General features: G+C 44.8%; 20 protein-coding genes and 1 riboswitch. Of the genes, 10 read left to right on the top strand and 10 right to left on the bottom strand.

Going from position 1 to position 20,872, the window contains the following annotated elements; all coding sequences use genetic code 11:
- Position 1 precedes the first annotated feature (1 nt).
- Positions 2 to 793, bottom strand: a complete 792-nt coding sequence (gene cmoM / locus ACFFUV_RS02125; RefSeq protein WP_390189321.1) for a tRNA uridine 5-oxyacetic acid(34) methyltransferase CmoM — start codon at positions 791 to 793, stop codon at positions 2 to 4.
- Between the two features lie 113 nt (positions 794 to 906).
- Between cmoM and elyC the strand changes: the two genes are divergently transcribed.
- The 5 genes from elyC (at position 907) to ACFFUV_RS02100 (ending at position 5,301) form a co-directional block, all read left to right on the top strand.
- Complete coding sequence (gene elyC, locus ACFFUV_RS02120) at positions 907 to 1,710, top strand: envelope biogenesis factor ElyC (protein ID WP_390189320.1); 804 nt, start codon at positions 907 to 909, stop codon at positions 1,708 to 1,710.
- Positions 1,711 to 2,148: 438 nt separating this feature from the next.
- Complete coding sequence (gene purR, locus ACFFUV_RS02115; protein WP_390189318.1) at positions 2,149 to 3,156, top strand: HTH-type transcriptional repressor PurR; 1,008 nt, start codon at positions 2,149 to 2,151, stop codon at positions 3,154 to 3,156.
- Between the two features lie 158 nt (positions 3,157 to 3,314).
- Positions 3,315 to 3,407, top strand: a riboswitch (cyclic di-GMP riboswitch).
- Positions 3,408 to 3,503: 96 nt separating this feature from the next.
- Complete coding sequence (locus ACFFUV_RS02110) at positions 3,504 to 4,097, top strand: TfoX/Sxy family DNA transformation protein (protein WP_390189316.1); 594 nt, start codon at positions 3,504 to 3,506, stop codon at positions 4,095 to 4,097.
- 178 nt (positions 4,098 to 4,275) lie between these two features.
- A complete protein-coding gene (locus ACFFUV_RS02105; protein ID WP_390189315.1) occupies positions 4,276 to 4,953 on the top strand; it encodes a TVP38/TMEM64 family protein in 678 nt (225 codons plus the stop codon).
- 18 nt (positions 4,954 to 4,971) lie between these two features.
- The gene (locus ACFFUV_RS02100) at positions 4,972 to 5,301 is read left to right on the top strand and encodes a DUF7577 domain-containing protein (protein ID WP_390189314.1); all 330 of its coding nucleotides are present in this window, start codon (positions 4,972 to 4,974) and stop codon (positions 5,299 to 5,301) included.
- Here ACFFUV_RS02100 and ACFFUV_RS02095 read toward each other — a convergent pair.
- The 5 genes from ACFFUV_RS02095 to topA form a co-directional block, all read right to left on the bottom strand.
- Positions 5,285 to 6,097, bottom strand: coding sequence for an alpha/beta fold hydrolase (locus ACFFUV_RS02095; RefSeq protein WP_390189312.1), 813 nt, complete (start codon positions 6,095 to 6,097; stop codon positions 5,285 to 5,287). The two genes, ACFFUV_RS02100 and ACFFUV_RS02095, sit on opposite strands and share 17 nt — an antisense overlap.
- A 154-nt stretch (positions 6,098 to 6,251) precedes the next feature.
- Complete coding sequence (glgA, locus tag ACFFUV_RS02090; RefSeq protein WP_390189310.1) at positions 6,252 to 7,727, bottom strand: glycogen synthase GlgA; 1,476 nt, start codon at positions 7,725 to 7,727, stop codon at positions 6,252 to 6,254.
- The gene (gene glgC, locus ACFFUV_RS02085) at positions 7,717 to 8,937 is read right to left on the bottom strand and encodes a glucose-1-phosphate adenylyltransferase (RefSeq protein ID WP_390189308.1); all 1,221 of its coding nucleotides are present in this window, start codon (positions 8,935 to 8,937) and stop codon (positions 7,717 to 7,719) included. The genes glgA and glgC overlap by 11 nt, the downstream gene beginning before the upstream one ends.
- Positions 8,938 to 9,252: 315 nt before the next feature.
- Positions 9,253 to 10,947, bottom strand: a complete 1,695-nt coding sequence (locus ACFFUV_RS02080) for a GGDEF domain-containing protein (protein ID WP_390189306.1) — start codon at positions 10,945 to 10,947, stop codon at positions 9,253 to 9,255.
- Between the two features lie 206 nt (positions 10,948 to 11,153).
- Positions 11,154 to 13,775 (bottom strand): type I DNA topoisomerase, encoded by a 2,622-nt coding sequence (topA, locus tag ACFFUV_RS02075; RefSeq protein WP_390189304.1) that lies wholly within the window; start codon positions 13,773 to 13,775, stop codon positions 11,154 to 11,156.
- 374 nt (positions 13,776 to 14,149) lie between these two features.
- On the opposite strand from topA, the gene ACFFUV_RS02070 reads away from it, so the two are divergent.
- Positions 14,150 to 14,398 (top strand): YciN family protein, encoded by a 249-nt coding sequence (locus ACFFUV_RS02070; protein WP_390189302.1) that lies wholly within the window; start codon positions 14,150 to 14,152, stop codon positions 14,396 to 14,398.
- Positions 14,399 to 14,445: 47 nt separating this feature from the next.
- Here ACFFUV_RS02070 and aroA read toward each other — a convergent pair whose 3' ends face one another.
- Positions 14,446 to 15,726: a 3-phosphoshikimate 1-carboxyvinyltransferase gene (gene aroA / locus ACFFUV_RS02065; protein ID WP_390189300.1), complete on the bottom strand. Its 1,281-nt coding sequence runs from the start codon at positions 15,724 to 15,726 to the stop codon at positions 14,446 to 14,448.
- 113 nt (positions 15,727 to 15,839) lie between these two features.
- The gene (locus tag ACFFUV_RS02060; protein WP_390189298.1) at positions 15,840 to 16,295 is read right to left on the bottom strand and encodes an outer membrane lipoprotein; all 456 of its coding nucleotides are present in this window, start codon (positions 16,293 to 16,295) and stop codon (positions 15,840 to 15,842) included.
- A gap of 25 nt (positions 16,296 to 16,320) precedes the next feature.
- Between ACFFUV_RS02060 and aat the strand changes: the two genes are divergently transcribed.
- From aat to infA, 3 genes are all read left to right on the top strand, one after another.
- Complete coding sequence (gene aat, locus ACFFUV_RS02055) at positions 16,321 to 17,043, top strand: leucyl/phenylalanyl-tRNA--protein transferase (RefSeq protein ID WP_390189296.1); 723 nt, start codon at positions 16,321 to 16,323, stop codon at positions 17,041 to 17,043.
- Positions 17,040 to 17,738, top strand: coding sequence for an arginyltransferase (locus ACFFUV_RS02050; RefSeq protein WP_390189294.1), 699 nt, complete (start codon positions 17,040 to 17,042; stop codon positions 17,736 to 17,738). Before aat ends, ACFFUV_RS02050 begins: the two co-directional genes overlap by 4 nt.
- Positions 17,739 to 17,816: 78 nt before the next feature.
- Positions 17,817 to 18,035, top strand: a complete 219-nt coding sequence (gene infA, locus ACFFUV_RS02045) for a translation initiation factor IF-1 (protein WP_001040192.1) — start codon at positions 17,817 to 17,819, stop codon at positions 18,033 to 18,035.
- Between the two features lie 66 nt (positions 18,036 to 18,101).
- On the opposite strand, the gene ACFFUV_RS02040 is transcribed toward infA, so the two are convergent.
- Both ACFFUV_RS02040 and cysS read right to left on the bottom strand, forming a co-directional pair.
- Positions 18,102 to 18,680 (bottom strand): thymidine kinase, encoded by a 579-nt coding sequence (locus ACFFUV_RS02040; protein WP_390189292.1) that lies wholly within the window; start codon positions 18,678 to 18,680, stop codon positions 18,102 to 18,104.
- 88 nt (positions 18,681 to 18,768) lie between these two features.
- A complete protein-coding gene (gene cysS, locus ACFFUV_RS02035) occupies positions 18,769 to 20,151 on the bottom strand; it encodes a cysteine--tRNA ligase (protein ID WP_390189291.1) in 1,383 nt (460 codons plus the stop codon).
- A 200-nt stretch (positions 20,152 to 20,351) separates the two neighbouring features.
- Here cysS and ACFFUV_RS02030 point away from each other — a divergent pair, with 200 nt between their 5' ends.
- A complete protein-coding gene (locus ACFFUV_RS02030) occupies positions 20,352 to 20,846 on the top strand; it encodes a peptidylprolyl isomerase (RefSeq protein WP_390189289.1) in 495 nt (164 codons plus the stop codon).
- Positions 20,847 to 20,872 lie beyond the last annotated feature (26 nt).

The raw sequence follows: 20,872 nt of genomic DNA, 5'->3' as shown, positions 1-20,872 counted from the left end.
ATTATTCCTGTTGTTCTTTTTTCTTAGCCCATACATGAATGTATCGACCTAATGAGAGGTACGGCTCTTGTCGACAGTATTTCTTTTCAAGAGCTAATACATCGTCAAACTGGTATTCGCCCATATTGGGCCCATTACCAATATAATCATTAAAGCAACGAATACCCGACTTACCTTGAATATCAAAGCCGGCGTTCGAGATCCATTGATAAACATCTTCCGGGTATAACCCATGCGATGGTTGTAGCTTGAACCGCTTACGGTGTGGCATGCCTTCTAATATGTGGGGCAAATTGCCACAAGAGACATTTTTGTACACCAGACCATGCTGGTTATAAAACATCACAGACGCAATCCCACCAGGCTTTAGCTGCTTTAGCGCTACTTCTAACGCCGATTTCGGATCCGCCAACCATTCCATCACCGCATGAAACATCACGATATCCACCTTTTCGTTCAGGTGCTTATCAATCATTTGAATGGGAGAATGAACAAAGCGATACTGCTTAAGCAAAGCCTGCTTTTCGATTTCCTGCTTAGCAAGTTCAAGCATTTCAGAAGATAGATCACATAACGTGACATGATGTCCGAGCCGCGCAATCTTTTGCGACATCTGTGCCAAACCGCCCCCGGCATCTAACACATGCAGCGGTTTATCCTTACCACCAAACTCTGCTAGAATCTGCTCAAGATCTTGCCAAACAATCACTTGGCGGATTTTTCCTTTATCGGAGCCGTAAATGTTTTTTGCAAATTTGTGGGCAATGTCGTCGAAATTACGGTCTTCTATCACTGGGCTTGCGTTATCATGAATTAATGTGTCGCTATTCTGTCACAAGATCCGCAGGAATAAAGAGGCATTGTCTTTTTTTATAATCAACTGATGTTTTTTCGGGCTATTTAAGTATGTTTGAGCTGAAAAAGGTTGTATCAGCGCTGCTGATGCCGCTCCCAGCAATGTTAATCATTGGCTTTATTGGCCTGATGCTGATTATGTTCACCACACGTCAGAAGTCGGGCTGTTTGATTGTACTATTTTCGTTTATAGGTATCTTTTTAATTGCGTTCCAACCCGTTTCTTCACGTCTTTTAATGCCGATGGAGCGCCAACATTCTGCGTTTTTCCCGGTGGATGATGCCATCGATTATGTGATGGTACTGGGCAGCAGCCACGTGGTCGATGATGATATTCCGCCAACCTCTCAACTGAGTAGGACGGGATTGATGCGCTTAACCGAGGGAATTCGGGTATTGCGAATGTACCCAGGGGCGAAGCTGATTTTATCGGGATATTCTGGTGGGTCAGAAGTCAGTAATGCTCGTATGATGGCCAAAGTTGCCTTAGCGCTTGGGGTATCAAAATCCGATATTATCTTGTTAGAAACCGCTAAGGATACTTGGGAAGAAGCGCGCCAAGCGGCTGCATTTGTGCGTAATAAGAACTTGGTCTTAGTCACCTCAGCCAGCCATATGCAGCGAGCTCTCAATGAGTTTCATGCCGCTGGTTTAGAACCCTACCCAGCGCCAACCAACTATCTGGCTCAAAAGGAAATCTCTCAAGTTTGGGAACGCTACACACCTCGAGGTAAGTATATTGAACAAACTGAAATTTTTTGGCATGAGCTCTTAGGTAAAATTTGGCAAACCCTGAGAGATTGGGCTTCAGACTATGAAGAGACCGCCATCGAGGCGCAGCACACCAACGCTTAAATGGCCGTAGTGCTCGCCTTGTATCCAGCCGAAGTTATTGCTTCGGCTTTTTTATCGATAATTTCAACCTTCAGCAAACCGTGATTCTCAATTTTCGCAATCAGTGATGTAGCTGCCAGTCTAAATTTTAGGTTATGGAAATGTATCTCAAAATCGGCGCGAACCATGCTGAAGATTGATAAAAACCGCCTATATTAACCCTGTGGTTCGTTACCTTAGAAAAATGTCAGAAAGATGAATTAGTCACGGTTTTTGTTTGCCTCAAGCAACAATGCAGTCTAGAATCTACGCCGAAAATGACTATAACTAGAAGCTTGACAGTGACGAACCGCTTAATTTAAGAGCGGTTTTTTGTATTTATAATCCGTATAAATTCCATGTCATTCAGCTTACTTATTTTACCCAACATCTAGCAGTACTTTCGAGTGGACAAACCCTATGGCTACCATTAAAGATGTCGCCCGTTTAGCCGGCGTGTCAACAACAACTGTATCTCATGTCATTAATAAAACTCGTTTTGTTGCGGAAGCAACACAAGAGAAGGTAATGGAAGCAGTCAAGGAGCTTAATTATGCTCCGAGTGCCGTTGCACGCAGCTTGAAATGCAATACGACCCGCTCGATTGGTATGCTAGTTACCCAGTCGACTAACTTATTCTTTTCTGAAGTGATCGACGGTGTAGAAAGTTACTGTTATCGCCAAGGTTATACATTGATTTTGTGTAATACCGGCGGTATCTACGAAAAGCAACGCGATTACATTCGTATGCTGGCAGAAAAGCGTGTAGACGGCATTTTAGTGATGTGTTCTGACCTGACTCAAGAGCTATCAGAAATGCTTGAACGTCACTCCGATATTCCAAAAGTTATCATGGACTGGGGTCCTGAGAGTTCTCAGGCTGATAAGATCATTGATAATTCAGAAGAAGGAGGCTACCTCGCCACCAAATATCTGATTGACCATGGTCATCGTGACATTGCTTGCTTGAGTGGCCACTTTGAAAAAGCGGCTTGCCAAGAACGCATTCAAGGCTTTAAACGCGCAATGAGCGAAGCCAATCTCCCCGTCAACGAGGATTGGATCCTTGAAGGTAACTTCGAATGTGATACCGCCGTCCTCGCTGCAGACAAAATTGCCTCTTGGGATCATAAACCAACCGCGGTTTTCTGCTTCAACGATACGATGGCATTAGGGCTTATGAGCCGATTGCAGCAAAATGGGATCCGTATTCCAGAAGATATGTCCGTGATTGGATATGACAATATTGAACTAGCTGAATACTTTTCACCTCCTCTGACTACCATCCACCAGCCCAAGCGCCGCGTGGGTAAGAACGCTTTTGAGATCCTGTTAGAGCGCATCAAAGATAAAGAGCATGACAAGCGAATTTTTGAAATGCACCCTGAAATTGTTGAACGCCATACAGTAAAAACTCTAAACAAATAAACAACATAGCGTACGTCTGTGATGAATGGCTTATTTTCTGGATCAATCGCATACTTTGAAATCATTACCTGAACCAAGATCACATTTTTGAATATAAATCGTGATCGGTCCCGCACAACCTGTTTTATGCTGTTTCTTGATGTAACAACGTAACCAAGCCACGCACAGGGCAAACCATTCGAAAGGATGGGACGCAAAGCTTCCGGCCTTACCCATAAGTGACAGTTATGAAAGGTAGCGGGGTTGCCGATGGCAAATATGCAAATTAACAACATACTGACAATAGTTTGCATAGTTTTGCTAATCTCTCGGACCTGAACTGGTGGCATCAAACCGAGAAAATAAGCATGGACAAACCAGTACTTAAAGATTCAATGCGTCTATTCGAGCAGCTAGGCAGAGTAAAATCTCGTTCAATGTTTGGCGGATTTGGGATTTTTGTTGACGACACAATGTTCGCACTTGTGGTCGGAGATAAACTCCATATTCGCGCGAATGAGAAGTCGACAGGAGAGTTTAAAGACTTAGGTTATGAACCTTATGTCTACAAAAAACGCGGTTTCCCCGTCGTCACTAAGTACTATGCAATGCCAATGGACTGGCCAAGTAACACCGATTACATTCTGACTTTAGCAAAAGATGCACTATCGATTGCTAAGAAAGAAAAACAAACCCAGCAACAAGCGAAACCTGACCGCTTGAAAGATCTTCCCAATCTTAGGCTTGCAACAGAAAGAATGCTTAAAAAAGCCGGTATCTCTTCCGTGGAACAACTGGAAAAGACTGGTGCACTAGAAGCATACCGTGCAATCCAAGATACGCACGCTTCAGACGTGAGCTTAGAACTACTTTGGGCTTTAGAAGGTGCGATTAAGGGAACTCACTGGTCGGTGATTCCGCAAGACCGTCGCACCGAGTTGATGGCTGGATTGAACGGCTAAGTTAAGTGATACATCAGAGCCAGTGTAGCAATACACTGGCTTTTTTTATGCCTCAATGAAATTTTCTGCCTTTTGTCCGGTTCTTATTGATATTGACTTATTATGAACATTAGCTGGTCATTAAGTTCACGACTGACAGTCAATGGTCACTCGGTGTTATCAAACAAAAGGACACAAGATGTATAAGAAGATTCTGCTAGCCGCGCTATTACTGCTCATCATCGTGCTGATCGTAAGTCAAACTCGCACCTTCATTACCCTCGAATCCGCCAAACATTACCAACAGCAATTGGCGCTGTTCATCGAGCAAAATTTTGTGATTGCCGCCAGCATCTACTTTGTGGCGTATGTCCTTATCACAGCCCTGTCTATTCCGGGGGCAACCATCATTACCCTACTTGGCGCTGCATTGTTTGGTTTTTGGTTCAGCCTGTTGCTCGTTTCTTTTGCCAGTACACTTGGCGCAACCTGCGCTTTTTTACTCAGTCGTTATTTTTTCCAAAATTGGGTACAAACTCGGTTTGGCGATAAACTCGAGGTTATTAATCAAGGCATAAAAAAAGATGGTGCATACTATCTGTTTTCTCTGCGCCTCATTCCGATTTTTCCATTCTTTGTCATCAACCTGGTCATGGGACTCACCCCAATTGCGGTTCGTCAGTTCTATTTCGTTAGCCAAATCGGTATGTTGCCAGGGACGACCGTGTATCTAAATGCCGGCACGCAACTCGCTCAAATTGATTCCCTTTCCGGTATTGTGTCACCAGCGGTTCTACTTTCGTTCGCTCTACTTGGTATTTTCCCTATACTTATCAAATGGGTAGTACGGCGTTGGAAACTCACGCCTTCACAATAATTATTCAGTTAAGGGAAGATGGTGAAAATCTATATTGGAGAGAGTCCGGTTGATGCGCATATCGTTTGCGGATTACTCAATACCGACCACATTGACTGTGAAGTCCGTGGCGACGCCCTGTTTTCAATCCAAGGTGAAGTACCATTTGACGATTCGACTGCGCCTTACATTTGGCTCAACGAGCCGAGCCAATACGTAAAAGCAAAACGCATCATTAAAGAATTTGTGACACATAAAACTAGGCATAAAGCGGACTGGCACTGCATACAGTGTGGGGAGCTAAACGAAGGTAATTTTGTAATTTGCTGGCAATGCGGTGAACCCTACACGCCTAACTCAGTGACGTGATGCTGACTTGCTCTTGAATAAAACGAATGGAGTGTTGATTAAACTCATCTGCTTTTTCGATATTGCACACATGCCCACAATCTTCCAATTCTAGCAATCGGCTGTGTTTATGCGCAGCCACCATTTCTTTAACGGGTTGAATAAACATGTAATCCAGCTCACCCATCACGTATAAGGTGGGAATCGCCAGTTCTTTATCTTTGAAGTAACGCATCAAAGGGTTTACCTCCGAGGTTAAGATATACCAACGTTTAAACTCCTTTTGGCATAACTTCTTCGCCTCACCGATAAACAGTAGTCGTGATTGTCTTTGATTACGCTGCGGCATCACGATATACGCAAATAATCGATATAACCACATGTAAGGGATAATATGCTTAAACACCCCACCAAGGGTAACAAGTATCTGAGAACGGGCGTTAAAGCGCGTTACAGCGCCGCCAAGAACCATTGACTGGACACGATGCGCTGCAATTTCTGCCAGTGTGCGTACGATTATTGTACCCAGTGACATCCCGACAAAATGAGCCTGAGGAATATTGAGATGATCCATCACATGCAGGATATCTCGTGACACATCTCGAAACGTGTAGCGCTGAGTAATAATATCTTGTAACAATCGGTTCGACTTGCCATGACCTCGAAGATCAATCAACAGCAAATTAAAATGGGCTTTGTAGGCACGAATCTGTTTGCACCAGATAGAAGAGCTGCCGCCTGCCCCGTGGACAAAGACAACCCATTCACGACTGCTGTGGTGGCGATGTATCTTATGAAACAATAAGTTGTCTTGCATATTCACGTCATTGACCGCAGTGATTAAACTCGAGGCTGCTCAGACTACCACAGACCTTCACAACTTGGAGTGGCATAAGATCAAGAATTGCTCGTTCTTATGACCAAACGCTGAACTTTTAATCTGTGGAGAATCAGCGCCCATAGTACTTGCACTAGCGATACAAGCTTTCCTTGGCTAGCGCAGAGTGATAAAGCTCGAGATAATGCTGCGCAGCATTATGCCAACTGAAATCCTTATTCATCGCCCTTTGCTGCACTTCCAGTATCCATTGCGGATTTTGCTCATACAATAACAACGAACGCAGCATGGTAATCAACAATTTGTCTGGCTCTGGCTCATCAAACACAAAGCCAGTGGCGTTGGCAGAATCGAGTAACATATCATTCACGGTGTCTTTTAACCCTCCGACGCTACGAACGATAGGTAAAGTGCCATAGGCCATACTGTAGATTTGATTTAAACCACAGGGTTCAAATTCAGATGGCATCAAGAAGAAATCAGCCCCAGCCTCTACCCAGTGAGCAAGTTCATTGTCATACGCCTCGATAAACTTAAATTTATCAGGGAACTGATCGGAAATCGCCCGCAGTTGTGTGGCCATGGCCAGTTCACCCGTTCCTACAATCACAACCTGTACATCGTGTTGAAGGAAGTCACTCAAAATAGGTGTAAGGTATTGGATCCCTTTTTGATGTGTTAAGCGACAAACCATGCCATACATCGCGTGAGGCTCAGTTGGAAGCTCTAGACGCTCTTGTAATGCCCGCTTACAGTCGCTCTTACCCTGAGCGAGACTTTGTGCTTCATCAGTATAGTTAGTAGGAATCAGTGTGTCGTTTTTAGGGTTCCACATTTGATAGTCACAGCCATTTAAGATACCCACTAAATCTGCGCTACGTTGCTGGAACTCACGCCCCATGCCATGGCTGCCAAGCTCGGTGGTGAGCTCTTTGGCGTAGGTTGGACTGACTGCGACAATTTTATCTGCCGTCATAACGCCAGCTTTCAGCATGGTGACGTGTGACGCGCTCACCGCCGCTTCCGGTACATGCTTGGTATGGAACTCTGGCAGACAGCGCAATTCGTCGTAACTAAATACGCCTTTAAATACCGCATTATGGATTGAAAGCACACTATGAATGCCTTGAAAATACGGGTTTTCTCGATAGCGTTGTCTTAATAGGTAAGGAACGAGCCCTGTATGCCAGTCATTGGCGTGAATCAAATGGGGCTTAAAATCGAGCTTGGGTAACATATCAAGGCTGGCTGCACTGAAAAACGCAAAGCGCTCTCCGTTATCAATGTATGCTTGGTTATGTTCAGCGTACATTTGCGGGCGATCAAAATAGCGTTCACATTCAATCGCGTAAACCACCACCTCTCCCAAAGCCAATTGCCGAACTTGATATGGCGTATGTGGCCAGAAGTCCAGTTCACTTTTGAGTACCACTGGCGCCTCATATAGGCCTTGGATATTGCTATAACCCGGAATGCTAAGTCGCACATCCTGCCCCAGAGACACAAGGCTTTCAGGCAGAGCCCTAGCGACATCCGCTAGGCCTCCACTCTTAATTAATCCATCAGCTTCTGATGCAACAAACAGCACCGCTAACTTGTCAGTACCCAATTTTTGCTCCTTTTGGAATGACGACAATCCCGCCATCCGAGACATGAAATTGTTGCTTGTCTTGCTCAAGATCAACACCAATTTCGGTTCCCGGGGCAATTTCAACGTCCTTATCAACAATAACGCGGCGCAGAGTACAACCTTCACCCACTTTTACGCTGCCGAGAAAGATACTTTCGCTTATGTCGCATTGTGAAGCAACATTAGTGCGAAAACCTAACACTGATTTTTTGATTTGCGATCCACGGACCCAACTACCGTTGCACACTAAGCTATCTACAATTTCAACGTTTTGGTTATCTGAGTTGATGTAGGTTGCTGGCGGTAATGCAGGTTGGTAGGTGTGCAAGGGCCACGCGCGGTTATACAGTGAGAACGGTGGGTTTTCTTTGAGTAAATCCATATGAGCTTGCCAATAGGCATCAATTGTTCCCACATCACGCCAATACGTTTCCTCCTTTTCACCCGGAATAACGTTGGTACTAAAATCATAGACATAGACCTCACCTCGTGGGAACATTTTTGGAATAATATCGTTACCAAAATCGTGGCTAGACTCTGGGTCCTCAGCATCTTGGTTAAGTTCGTCATACAAAGCTTGCGCTTTAAAAATATAATTCCCCATTGAGACCAAGGCAGTTCCAGGTAGCCCTGGAATTGATTTAGGCTGTTGCGGCTTCTCTTCAAAGCCAACCATCATTCCCTGCTCATCAATCTCAATCACACCAAATTGACTGGCTTCCTCCACCGGCATTCTGATCGCAGAGACGGTAAGCTTGGCTTGCTTTTGACGATGAAAATCCATCATCTGACGAATATCCATTTTGTAAATATGGTCAGACCCAAAGATACAAATATCCTGAGCACCAGACAGCTCCATAAAGCGTAAATTTTGATATATCGCGTCTGCGGTGCCTTCATACCAACGCTTCCCGGTACGCATTTGCGCTGGAATGGGTTCAATGAAGAAACGGCTGGTGACCCCGCTAATCATCCAACCTTTGCTGAGATGGCTATTGAGCGATTGAGATTTAAATTGGGTCAATACGTACAAACGCATAAAGTCCGCATTAACAAAATTGTTGAGGGCAAAATCTACCAGGCGGTAGCTGCCGCCAAACGGAACCGAGGGTTTACTTCTTGATTCAGTCAATGGTCTCAACCGAGAACCCTCGCCGCCCGCTAATATCATACCTAGTACTGCAGTCATGTTGCCTCCGTTTCACTGTTATTGTGTGGATGTGGCATTGCAATTGGCAAGAGACGGAGGTATCAGCCAAACAGCACCAACACCTGAGTTACGGGGGATGTAACCCACCAATCCACTCACTATGCAATCCTGCACTCATTATCAGTGGGCAAAACAAAACTTTACAAACGCCATTCGGTAACTTAACCACAATGCGTAAAACTGAGACACAAAAGTTGTCAGGATACATAACCTCACAAGGACATTTCGTGAGTGAGTGCATTTGTGATACAGGTAAGACAGTTAACGATGCTGCGCCAAATCGTCGCGAAAAAACTACCCTCGGTAACGCTCTGATGTTGAAGTGTGAATAATATACACCTTATCTTGTGGCTTAGACTTCGCCATATAAAGTGCACTATCCGCTTTTGCTAACGCATCTTGAAGAGACATCGCCGGATCAACCACCAATCCTCCGAGCGCAAATAAAATCTCCACGCCATTTGGATCATCAGCGATTTCGGTCTTAAACCGCTCGGTTAGCGCTTCTAGTGCTTGTGCCTGATGAGAGCGAATAAGCACAACAAACTCGCCATCAGCCCAGCGGCATGCACAATCGTATTCACGAACCACTTTTTGTAGCAAAGCAGACGCATATTGTAATTTCTTATCTCGCTCCAAGTGAGCGGTGATATCGACAATATCCGACTCTTCCATCCCTTCAATTGAGATCCAGACTAAGCCAAAAGCGCTCCCTTCGCGTTTCGTTCTCGCCAATTCAGAGTTTATTTCCCTTTCCATGCCTGAACGATTGAGTAGCCCGGTCAGTGGGTCAATCATAGCAAGTTGGTCAAGGGTTTCCGTTCGCTCTCTAACCAACGAATCTAAAGAGTGACGTGAACGAAACAGTTCTCGATCGAGCTCTTCCAAGTTGTGAGTGATGTCTTTAAAGAAGTCTTTACCGCGACTGCGTTTCCCTTCAGGCATCATACGTTTGAGATGGCGATGGACAGCAATGAGCGGGTCGAACACTTTACGATTAACAAAAGTAAACATCAGCAAGGTGAACACCATAAACATCACCAAACTAATTTCAGCAAAGGACTCGAGATAATTACTATCCAACACTTCATCAATATCAACGAATTTTACTTGATACCAACCTAAGCCTTGAATGAATTTTATCGAGGCGAACATGCCATTAGGCTCAAGAGAAACAACTAACGTGTCTGACTCCTTACCTTGCGACTGAAGTTCCATAAGATCTTTAATCACCTTATAGCTGGCATCACTATTCACCACTTGGTGTAACGTTTTTTTATGCCTGAGCTTATCAAGGTCGTGGACAAAATTGCCGCTTAAAAAGCTATGATCCAGCTCAATTTCGCCCTTTTGGTTGACGTATACGGTGTTAATGCCGTCAACTTTCTCGCCCAGTAGTTTGGGGACTAGTGTCCCAAGTTCAAATCCCGTACCTGTTAACCCTAAAAACTTGCCATTTTGGATAATAGGCACCGTCATCCACAACTTGACGAGACCTAATGCTTCATCGTAATCAACCGTTGCATCGGGTCTTATGATATGTCTACGAGTGTAACGAAAATACCATTCCTCATCCGCTTTGTTAGGATTGAAATGATAACGAAATGGGGATTGAGTTTTTGGATCAGCACCGTCAATCACGTAATAGGAAAGATTTTTATCCAATGCGATAAAAAGGTTGTCTTCGGAAAATAAATGGCTTTGATTTTCTAGCCAATCTAAAGCTTGCTGCTTTCGTTGTTTATCACTGGGTGCCCTAGCCCACTGAACCACTCTCTGGTCATTTGCCAAGACTTTGGCCATATCGACTTGATGATTTAACTCGGTCAAAATATTTTGTGAGTCATGCTTGGCGGTCACTTCACTGTATTTCCAAAGCAGTTCATGCACAATATCATCAACCAGGTGCCTCACCGTCAGATACATGCCAAGACTAAACAGCGCACATAATGTGACAGTTACACCAAGTAACTTGGTTCTTATTGTCATAGATCCTTCTATCTATACAACAAAATCAACGACTAACGAAAAGCGAAGATTTTAAACGCGGGACGAATAGAAACGATAAAATATCATCATTTCCTTCTAGAATTTACAAATTAAATCATTGTCCAACAAATAAGAACCTAGTTGCAATAGTGATAAACAAAAAAAGCGGCCCTTGGGCCGCTTTGCTATGTTTTAAGAAAAAATCCTTATGATTTCTTACGCTTATCAGTAACGTCCCACTTGCCATCATTGTACAGCGCAGTCCACCCTGAAGGCTTGCCATCTATCTCAGAGCGCACGTAGTTCTCTTTGGACTTACGGCTAAAGCGAACGACGGTTGGACGTCCATCTGGATCATGTGTTGGCGCTTCTGTCAGATAATGGAACTTCGGTGAGATTCGGTCTTTAAAACGAACCAGTTCCTCAACCAAAGGCGCACGCGTCTCTCGTGATTTAGGGAATGTGCTCGCCGCTAGGAATAGACCAGAAGCACCATCACGCAGTACGAAGTACGCATCAGAATTTTCACACGGTAATTCTGGCAAATGTACTGGGTCCTCTTTTGGTGGAGCGACCTCGCCATTTTTCAAAATCTTACGAGTGTTCTTACAGTCATCATTGGTACAGTCCATATACTTACCAAAACGACCGTTTTTCAACACCATATCCGAACCACATTTATCGCACTCGACAACCGGACCATCATAGCCTTTGAGTTTAAACTCACCGTGCTCTACCACATAACCATCACAATTAGGGTTATTACCACACACATGAAGTTTACGCGTATCATCAATGAGGTACGCATCCATAGCGGTTTCACAAATTGGACAACGCTTCTTGGCACGCAACGCAGCCGTTTCAACATCTTCCTCGAGAACATTAATCACCCCATCCTCATCGCCGAGGTTGATGGTGGTCTTACAGCGTTCTTTTGGCGGCAGTGCATAACCAGAACACCCTAAGAAAACGCCCGTTGATGCGGTGCGAATGCCCATAGGTCGGCTACAAGTCGGACACTCAATATCCGTCATGACGATATGGTTTGGCTTCATACCACCGTGTTCTTCATCTTGTTCAGCTTTGCTGAGATCAGATGAGAAATCGGTGAAAAAGTTATCAAGAACCGACTTCCAATTGGCTTCACCCTCAGCAATTTGGTCAAGTTTCTCTTCCATACGTGCGGTGAAATCATAGTTCATCAAGTCATCAAAACTATCTCCGAGGCGATCGGTAACGATTTCACCCATTTTTTCCGCATAGAATCGACGCTGCTCGACCTTCACATAACCGCGATCTTGAATCGTAGAAATGATTGAGGCGTAAGTCGAAGGGCGGCCAATACCACGTTTTTCAAGTTCTTTGACCAATGCGGCTTCTGTATAGCGAGCGGGCGGCTTGGTAAAGTGCTGTTTCGGCTCCAACTCTTTCAGGGTCACCGTGTCGCCCACTTGAACAGGCGGTAAGATTTGGTCTTCATTTTTACCTAATGGACGCTGAACGCGAGTCCAACCATCAAATTTCAAAATGCGACCTTTGGCTTTTAGCGTGTATTCCGCAGCCTTAACACTGACCGTTGTTGAATCGTACTTTGCCGGCGTCATTTGGCACGCAACAAACTGATTCCAAATCAAGTCATACAGCTTGAGGGCATCATTATCCACACCTTGGAGGTCCGCGGACTTCACACCCACATCAGAAGGACGAATTGCTTCGTGCGCTTCTTGTGCCCCCTCTTTGCTGCCATAAACATTAGGTTTAGCGGGTAAGTAGGCATCACCAAACTCAGAACCGATATAACCACGTACCGCATCCACTGCTTCAGTACTCAAGTTTGTTGAGTCAGTTCGCATATAGGTGATGTAGCCCGCTTCATACAAACGCTGAGCAAGCATCATGGTTTTCTTGACGCCGTAGCCTAAACGCGTACTCGCTGCTTGCTGTAAGGTAGAGGTAATAAATGGCGCCGAAGGTTTACTTGACGTTGGCCTATCTTCACGCTTACAAACTTCATATTGCGCTTTCTCGAGGACGGCAACGGCAGCTTTGGCTTCCGCTTCATTACCTGGTTTAAATGCAGTGTCATTTTTCTGCGCAACCAGTAAACGAAAATCGCTGTTGTCTTTGGTTTTGGTATTCGCATGAATGTCCCAAAACTCCTCTGGAATGAATGCTTTGATTTCACGCTCACGCTCAACCAACAATTTCACTGCCACAGATTGAACGCGACCTGCGGACAAACCACGGGCAACCTTCTTCCAAAGTAATGGCGAGACCATAAAGCCGACCACACGGTCCATAAAGCGTCGCGCTTGCTGCGCATTAACGCCATCCATGCTTAACTCACCAGGTTTCTGGAACGCTTGCTGGATTGCGTTTTTGGTAATTTCGTTAAACACAACACGTTTATATCGCTCTTCATCACCACCGATGATCTCACGTAGGTGCCAAGCGATAGCTTCTCCTTCGCGGTCCAAATCGGTTGCGAGATAAACGCTATCAGCGTCCTCTGCCAGCTTTTGCAGCTCGGCAACCACTTTCTCTTTTCCTGGTAGAATTTGGTAGTTCGCTTCCCAGCCGTGATAAGGATCAACCCCCATCTTTTTGATCAGCGATTTACGGTCTTTCTCTTGCTTAATGCGCGCTTTTTCTTCTGCGCTCAGACCTTTTGTTGATACAGCGGCAGCTTTTTTGCCTGAACTTTGGCCGGCAGTCGGTAGATCACGTACGTGACCGACACTCGACTTCACAATGAAGTCTTTGCCTAAATATTTATTTATGGTTTTTGCCTTAGCTGGCGACTCCACAATAACGAGTGATTTACCCATAATTGACTCAAATGCCCTTAATCACTGTTGCGAACTTAATCGCACAACGTACTAAAATTAACTTCTTTTTTTACTATTGAGCGAGAAGACTAGAAGATCAATACCTTTTTTTAAAATGCGTATTGACTGCTCGACAATTGGACGACCTTAGCTGAAGAATATGATTTTATTGAGACTCTTCAGCTCATCATCTCATGTTACGGGCGCTAGAATCCGGCACAGTCTAAACTTGTCAGCGTGAAAACCAAACCCCAAGAGGGTGGATTCTGTCATCGATCACAAAAGAAAAATGCCGATTGAACTGCCCTAAGTCAATTGAAATGACCGCTTAAGCGCTTACAATCGCTACCAAGATAACTGATCAGGTATAGGCCATGAGCGAAAAAAAAACCATTTCTGAATTTGACTTACTGTTGATTGCCAATCAATTGATTCAAGATCATGATGACTATCTCGAAGGCATGCATGCCAATAAAGTAGAAGAAAAAGACGATGTTCTAATCTTTAAAGGTGAATACTTTCTCGATACAAACGGCTTACCTACAGAAAAAACGACCGCCGTGTTTAATATGTTTAAATATCTCGCCCATCACCTATCCAAAGAGTTTACGCTCCAAAACTAGTCAGGGCCCAAACAAAAAGCTTGTCATTTCGACAAGCTTTTTCGGTATTAGACGCTCAATGATGCCAGTTTATCAAAGTAGTCCGGAAATGTTTTTGACGTACATTTCGGGTCATTGATAGTAACAGGTGTATCGCTCAATGCCACCAGCGAAAAGCACATCGCCATGCGGTGGTCATCATAAGTGTCAATCGCCGCGTGCGTGAGTGTTTGTGGCGGCGTGATGATGATGTAATCTTCACCTTCTTCGACCGTCGCACCCACTTTACGCAATTCTGTCGCCATCGCTGAAAGGCGATCAGTCTCTTTCACCCGCCAGTTATAGACGTTACGAATTGCGGTTGTGCCTTTAGCAAAAAGAGCAGTGGTTGCAATGGTCATCGCAGCATCAGGAATATGGTTAAAATCAAGATCAACGGCGTTCAACTCTCCCGCTTTTGCCTTGATGTAATCGTCGCCCCACTCAATATCGGCGCCCATTTTTTCCAGCGCATGAGCGAATTGAACATCGCCTTGAATGCTATTTTTACCAATCCCTGTGACTTTAATTTCACCACCTTTAATCGCGGCAGCCGCAAGAAAATAAGACGCTGACGAGGCGTCGCCCTCAACCAAAAATTCACCTGGCGCCGTGTATTGCTGACCGCCTTTTACTACGAACTGTTGGTAATCGCGGTTTTCCACTTTGACACCAAATTGCGCCATAATGTGCAGCGTAATATCAATGTAGGGTTTCGACACTAAATCACCAATAATATTGATGGTGGTGTCGCCTTTCCCAAGAGGTGAAGACATCAAAAACGCGGTTAGAAACTGGCTTGAAATCGAACCATCAATAGAGACTTCGCCGCCTTTTATACCCGTGCCTTTAATGTGTAATGGCGGATAATTTTCGTTCTCTAGATACTCAATTTGTGCCCCGGCTTGACGTAGAGCATCAACCAAATGGCCAATAGGACGCTCTTTCATTCTCGGCTCACCAGTAAGCACAAATTCGCCTTCACCTAAACACAGCGCAGCCGCCAGTGGACGCATCGCGGTACCCGCGTTGCCCAAAAACAGTTCTAATGCTTGTGAAGATTGAAACGGTCTACCGAGTCCATCGACTTCACACACCGTTTTATCTTCCGACAAACGATAGCTAACGCCCAATTTAGCGAGCGCGTTCAGCATATGGCGAATATCATCGCTGTCGAGTAAATTGGTAAGTGTTGTGGTGCCTTTAGACAATGCGGCAAGCAGTAACGCACGGTTAGAAACGCTTTTAGAACCAGGCAAATTGACTTCGCCATTGACTTTTTTGATAGGTTGTAGTGTCAGGCTTTCCATTAATGTTGTGTTTCCTTGGTCACTGCGAATCTCCATGGTGCAGCGACGAGCAATTTTTCGTACCTGCAGCCTATCTAAATTCTTAAACGAACACCACCCCAATTTCGACTGGTTCAGTAAGTTTTATCTACTCGAACGCCATTATCAAAGTAGAGAATACGAACTGAATCACCACGCTCAAATAGCATGTTAGGATCGACATCTTGAATGACATCAATCAATTTGTCTTGGTCTGTGCGGATCAACAACTCGACGAGTTTGTACTCAACACGGTAACTTTGGTTCGCTTGCTGGCGAGCGACAGCGCCACCCGCAACGGCCCCAACCGCTGTTGCCACTTCTCGACCAGTGCCGCCACCAAATTGATGGCCTACGACGCCGCCAATCACAGCGCCAAGCAGCGTTTCCCAACCTGAACCTTTGGACTCAACAATTTGCTGTTGGGAGATATAACGAACCGAATCAATATCACCAAATACAACATCATTAACAGGTCGGGCCTGATTACGTTGGTAGGCGGCATTGGCAACCACAGGAAAAATCACTAATATCCATAGCCACTTTTTCATCTTTTACTCCTTCACGTGCTGAATTATGTCGATATATTTAACCGAACTCGATCCTCACGATTTACGTTTTCCGTCACCTTTTGAGGCACTTGAAGACCCAAACGGCTTATTAGCGTTTGGGGGCGATTTGAAGCCAGAGCGTATCGTTGCCGCTTATCACCACGGGATTTTCCCTTGGTATGGCCCTGACGACCCGATCTTATGGTGGAGCCCCGCCCCGCGCGCAGTGTTTAATCCTAAGACATTCAAACCCGCCAAAAGTCTTAAAAAATTTCAGCGTAAACACGCTTACACTGTTACCATCAACCAAGCGACCAGCCAAGTCATTGATCTCTGTGCGGCAACACGCCCTCCAGAAGAGACTTGGCTTAACCCACAAATGCGCCATGCCTACCAGACTTTAGCCTCTCAAGGTCACTGTCACTCAGTGGAAGTTTGGCATAGCAACCAGCTGATCGGTGGTTTATATGGCATCCTCGTTGGCCGTTTATTTTGTGGAGAATCGATGTTTAGCCTGCAAACCAACGCATCAAAAATAGCACTATGGTATTTTTGCCAGCACTTTGCAGAGCATGGTGGTGAATTGATTGATTGCCAGGTCATGAACGCCCACCTCGCTTCCCTAGGAGCAAGCGAGATACCACGTGAAGCATTTCTTCAATCCCTGCTATCTTTAAGAGAACAGCATGTTGATAGCCCATGCTTTTGCCCTCAGCAACTGCGGTTAGCAAATCAGGACCCCGAATGAGTATCGAACTTCAGCATATAAAAATTGGTCTAACTACCAACCATCCTTGCAGTTATTTAGCCGACCAGCAAGAGCGTGTCGCCGTCGCCCTAGACCCACAAATGCACAGCTCATCAAGTTATGAGGTGTTACTTGCCAATGGCTTTCGTCGCAGTGGAGACACCATTTATAAACCTCACTGTACTCAATGTCAGGCATGCGAAGCGATCCGTTTATCGGTTCCAGACTTTAAAATGAGCAAAAGCCAAAAACGGGTAAAAAACAAAGCGCAACACCTGACTTGGGTCATGAAAGACACCATGGACAAAGGCTGGTTTGATCTGTATTCAAGATATATTGAAGTCCGCCATCGCGATGGCTCTATGTATCCCCCCAAAAGAATGGAATTTGACCAATTCTCTCAAAGCTCTTGGCTCAATACTCAATACTTGCACATTTATGACGGCGACCAACTTGTCGCTATCGCCGTGACTGATATTATGTCTAACGCAGCCAGTGCGTTTTATACCTTCTATGATCCAACCCACCCGATTTCTATGGGAACTGTCGCCATTTTAATTCAAGCGGAATATTGCCAACAACAAGGTAAACAGTGGCTATATCTGGGGTATCAAATTGACGAATGCCCAGCAATGAACTACAAAGTGCGCTTTCAACGCCATCAAAGGCTAGTAAATCAGCGTTGGCAAGGGTAGAATACGCCCAACTTTACATAATTTCATTTTAACGGCATTATGAGCCGGTTAAAATTGCCCATTCTTAAAGAGGATTAAATGGCTAAAGAAGACGTAATTGAGATGCAAGGTACTGTCCTTGATACTCTTCCAAACACTATGTTCCGTGTAGAGCTAGAAAACGGTCACGTCGTTACTGCTCACATCTCTGGTAAAATGCGTAAGAACTACATCCGTATTCTTACTGGTGATAAAGTAACTGTAGAGATGACACCGTACGACCTATCTAAGGGTCGCATCGTCTTCCGTGCTCGTTAATCCTTGATTCTCGGACACAAACAAAAAACGGAGCCAATGGCTCCGTTTTTTGTTGCGCAAAGAAAACTATTTCCCTAATGCAAATTTGTAGTGTTCTCGGCACACGGACACATAACGGTCATTACCACCAATCGCGACTTGGTCACCTTCTTTTATCGGATTGCCATCTTCATCTGTTCGAATCACCATGTTCGCTTTACGCCCGCAATGACAAACCGTTTTCAGTTCAATCAGTTTATCTGCCCAAGCCAAAAGATATTGACTACCTTCAAACAATTCACCTAGAAAATCGGTTCTTAACCCGTAACACAATACTGGGATACCTAATTTATCAACGACTTCGGTAAGTTGATAGACTTGCTGTTTAGTTAAGAACTGACACTCATCAATCAGTATACAGTGCCGTGTTTTTTGCTTATGCAGCACTGCGATCTCGGTAAACATATCGGTTTCCGCACTGAATAAATGCGCATCAGACTCTAAACCAATACGTGAAGCCACTTTACCGACACCAAAGCGATCATCGAGTGCCGCGGTAAAAATCACTGGCGTCATACCACGCTCTTGATAGTTAAATGAAGATTGAAGCAGTGTGGTGGATTTACCCGCGTTCATCGCTGAGTAATAGAAGTACATCTGAGCCACGAAAGAGATTCCTAATAGTCATTACTACACAGAAAAAAGGGCTGTGCAAACAGCCCTAATACCAAAAATTTGTTTTTAAAACCGCACGTTACTTACGACGCCAAGTGGTTCCTTGTGAGCCATCTTCAAGTACGATTCCCATCTCAGTCAACTTGTCACGCGCCATATCGGCATTGGCCCAATCTTTGGCGGCACGCGAGTCATTACGTAATTTGATTAACGCTTCGATTTCAGCGACTTCATCATCGCTGCCCGCATCGCCCTGTAGGAACTGTTCAGGATCTTGATGAAGAATACCAATAACATCAGCAAGCTGACGTAAACGCGCGCCAAGTTGACTTGCTATGGTGATATCTTCGGCTTTGACACGGTTAATCTCGCGAGCGAGATCGAACAATACGGAATAAGCTTCAGGCGTATTAAAGTCATCATTCATCGCTTGATTGAAACGGCTAACAAACTCCTCGCCGTTAGCAGGCTCGACATTTAAGTCTAGGCCGCGCAGTGATGTGTATAAACGTTCAAGCCCAGCACGCGCTTGATTTAAATTTTCTTCACTGTAGTTGAGTTGACTACGATAGTGACCAGACATTAAAAAGTAACGAACCGTCTCAGGGTCATAGTGGCCTAGCACGTCACGAATGGTAAAGAAATTACCCAGCGATTTTGACATCTTTTCTTTGTCGACCATCACCATACCACTGTGCATCCACGTATTAACATACTGAGTATCGTGTGCACAGCAAGACTGTGCGATTTCATTTTCATGGTGAGGGAACTGTAGGTCTGAGCCGCCCCCATGGATGTCAAAGTGGTTACCTAAAATTGATGAGTTCATTGCGGAACACTCAATATGCCACCCAGGACGGCCTGCGCCCCATGGCGATTCCCATGTAGGCTCACCCGGCTTGGACATTTTCCAAACCACAAAGTCCAATGGGCTGCGCTTTGCGGCTTCCACATCGACTCGAGCGCCCGCTTGTAACTGCTCAAGATCTTGCTTAGACAACTTGCCGTAATCATCAAACTTGCTAACTTCAAACATCACGTCGCCATTGTCTGCGACATAAGCAAAACCGCGCTCAATGAGTTTTTCAACCAACTCAATAATTTGATCAATATATTGGGTTGCGCGTGGTTCAACATCTGGGCGTTTCATATTAAGCGCATCAAAATCGGCATGCATTTCGCCAATCAAACGCTCAGTGAGGGAGTCGCAAGTTTCACCATTTTCTGCTGCACGTTTGATGATTTTATCGTCAATATCGGTAATGTTACGTACAAAGGTTAGATCATAGCCTAGGTAGCGCAAATAACGCGAAACGACGTCAAATGAAACAAACGTACGCCCGTGGCCAATATGGCAGAGATCGTAAATAGTGACACCACACACGTACATGCCAACCTTACCGGCATTGATGGGTTTGAATTCCTCTTTTTGTCTCGTCAGTGTGTTATATATCTTTAGCATGATCTCTGTCTGATATTTGATAGTAAAAATTGTTGGCTAGTATACCAACTTGCTTGCGGTTAGTAATCCCCTGTGCACGGGAAAAGAAGACCTAAACGGTCAATCCTTGCTCCCACTATTCACTTTTCACATATAATTATCGAGAAAGTTAATATAGAATCTCGTTCTCAACTCTAAATCAGTTAATAAAGGTAATAATCATGATCACCCTTCACACAAATTTTGGTGACATCAAAATTCAGCTAAACGAAGAAAAAGCGCCAGAAACAAGTGCTAACTTCCTTCAATACTGCCGTGATGGTTTCTATGACAATACCCTATTCCACCGCGTCATTGATGGCTTCATGATTCAAGGTGGCGGCTTGGAATCAGGCCTACGTGAAAAAGCGACACGTGCGTCAATCAAGAACGAAGCAAACAATGGCTTGAGCAATAAAGTCGGTACTCTTGCGATGGCTCGTACAATGGAACCTCATTCAGCCAGCTCTCAGTTCTTCATTAACGTTAACGACAATACCTTCCTAGACTTCCGTTCAGAAAGCTTAGATGGTTGGGGTTACTGCGTGTTCGCAGAAGTGGTTGAAGGCATGGATGTTGTCAACAAAATCAAATCAGTAGATACCGGCTCTATGGGTATGCATCAAGATGTTCCACTTGAAGAAGTGATCATCACAGGCACAACCATCGAAGCGTAATACTGTTGAGCGCGCTATAGCGCGCT

It is taken from the genome of Vibrio olivae (assembly GCF_042428525.1).
GTDB lineage: Bacteria > Pseudomonadota > Gammaproteobacteria > Enterobacterales > Vibrionaceae > Vibrio > Vibrio olivae.
The sequence above is the reverse complement of the archived record's forward strand: the minus strand, read 5'-3'. Positions and strand labels throughout refer to the sequence as shown.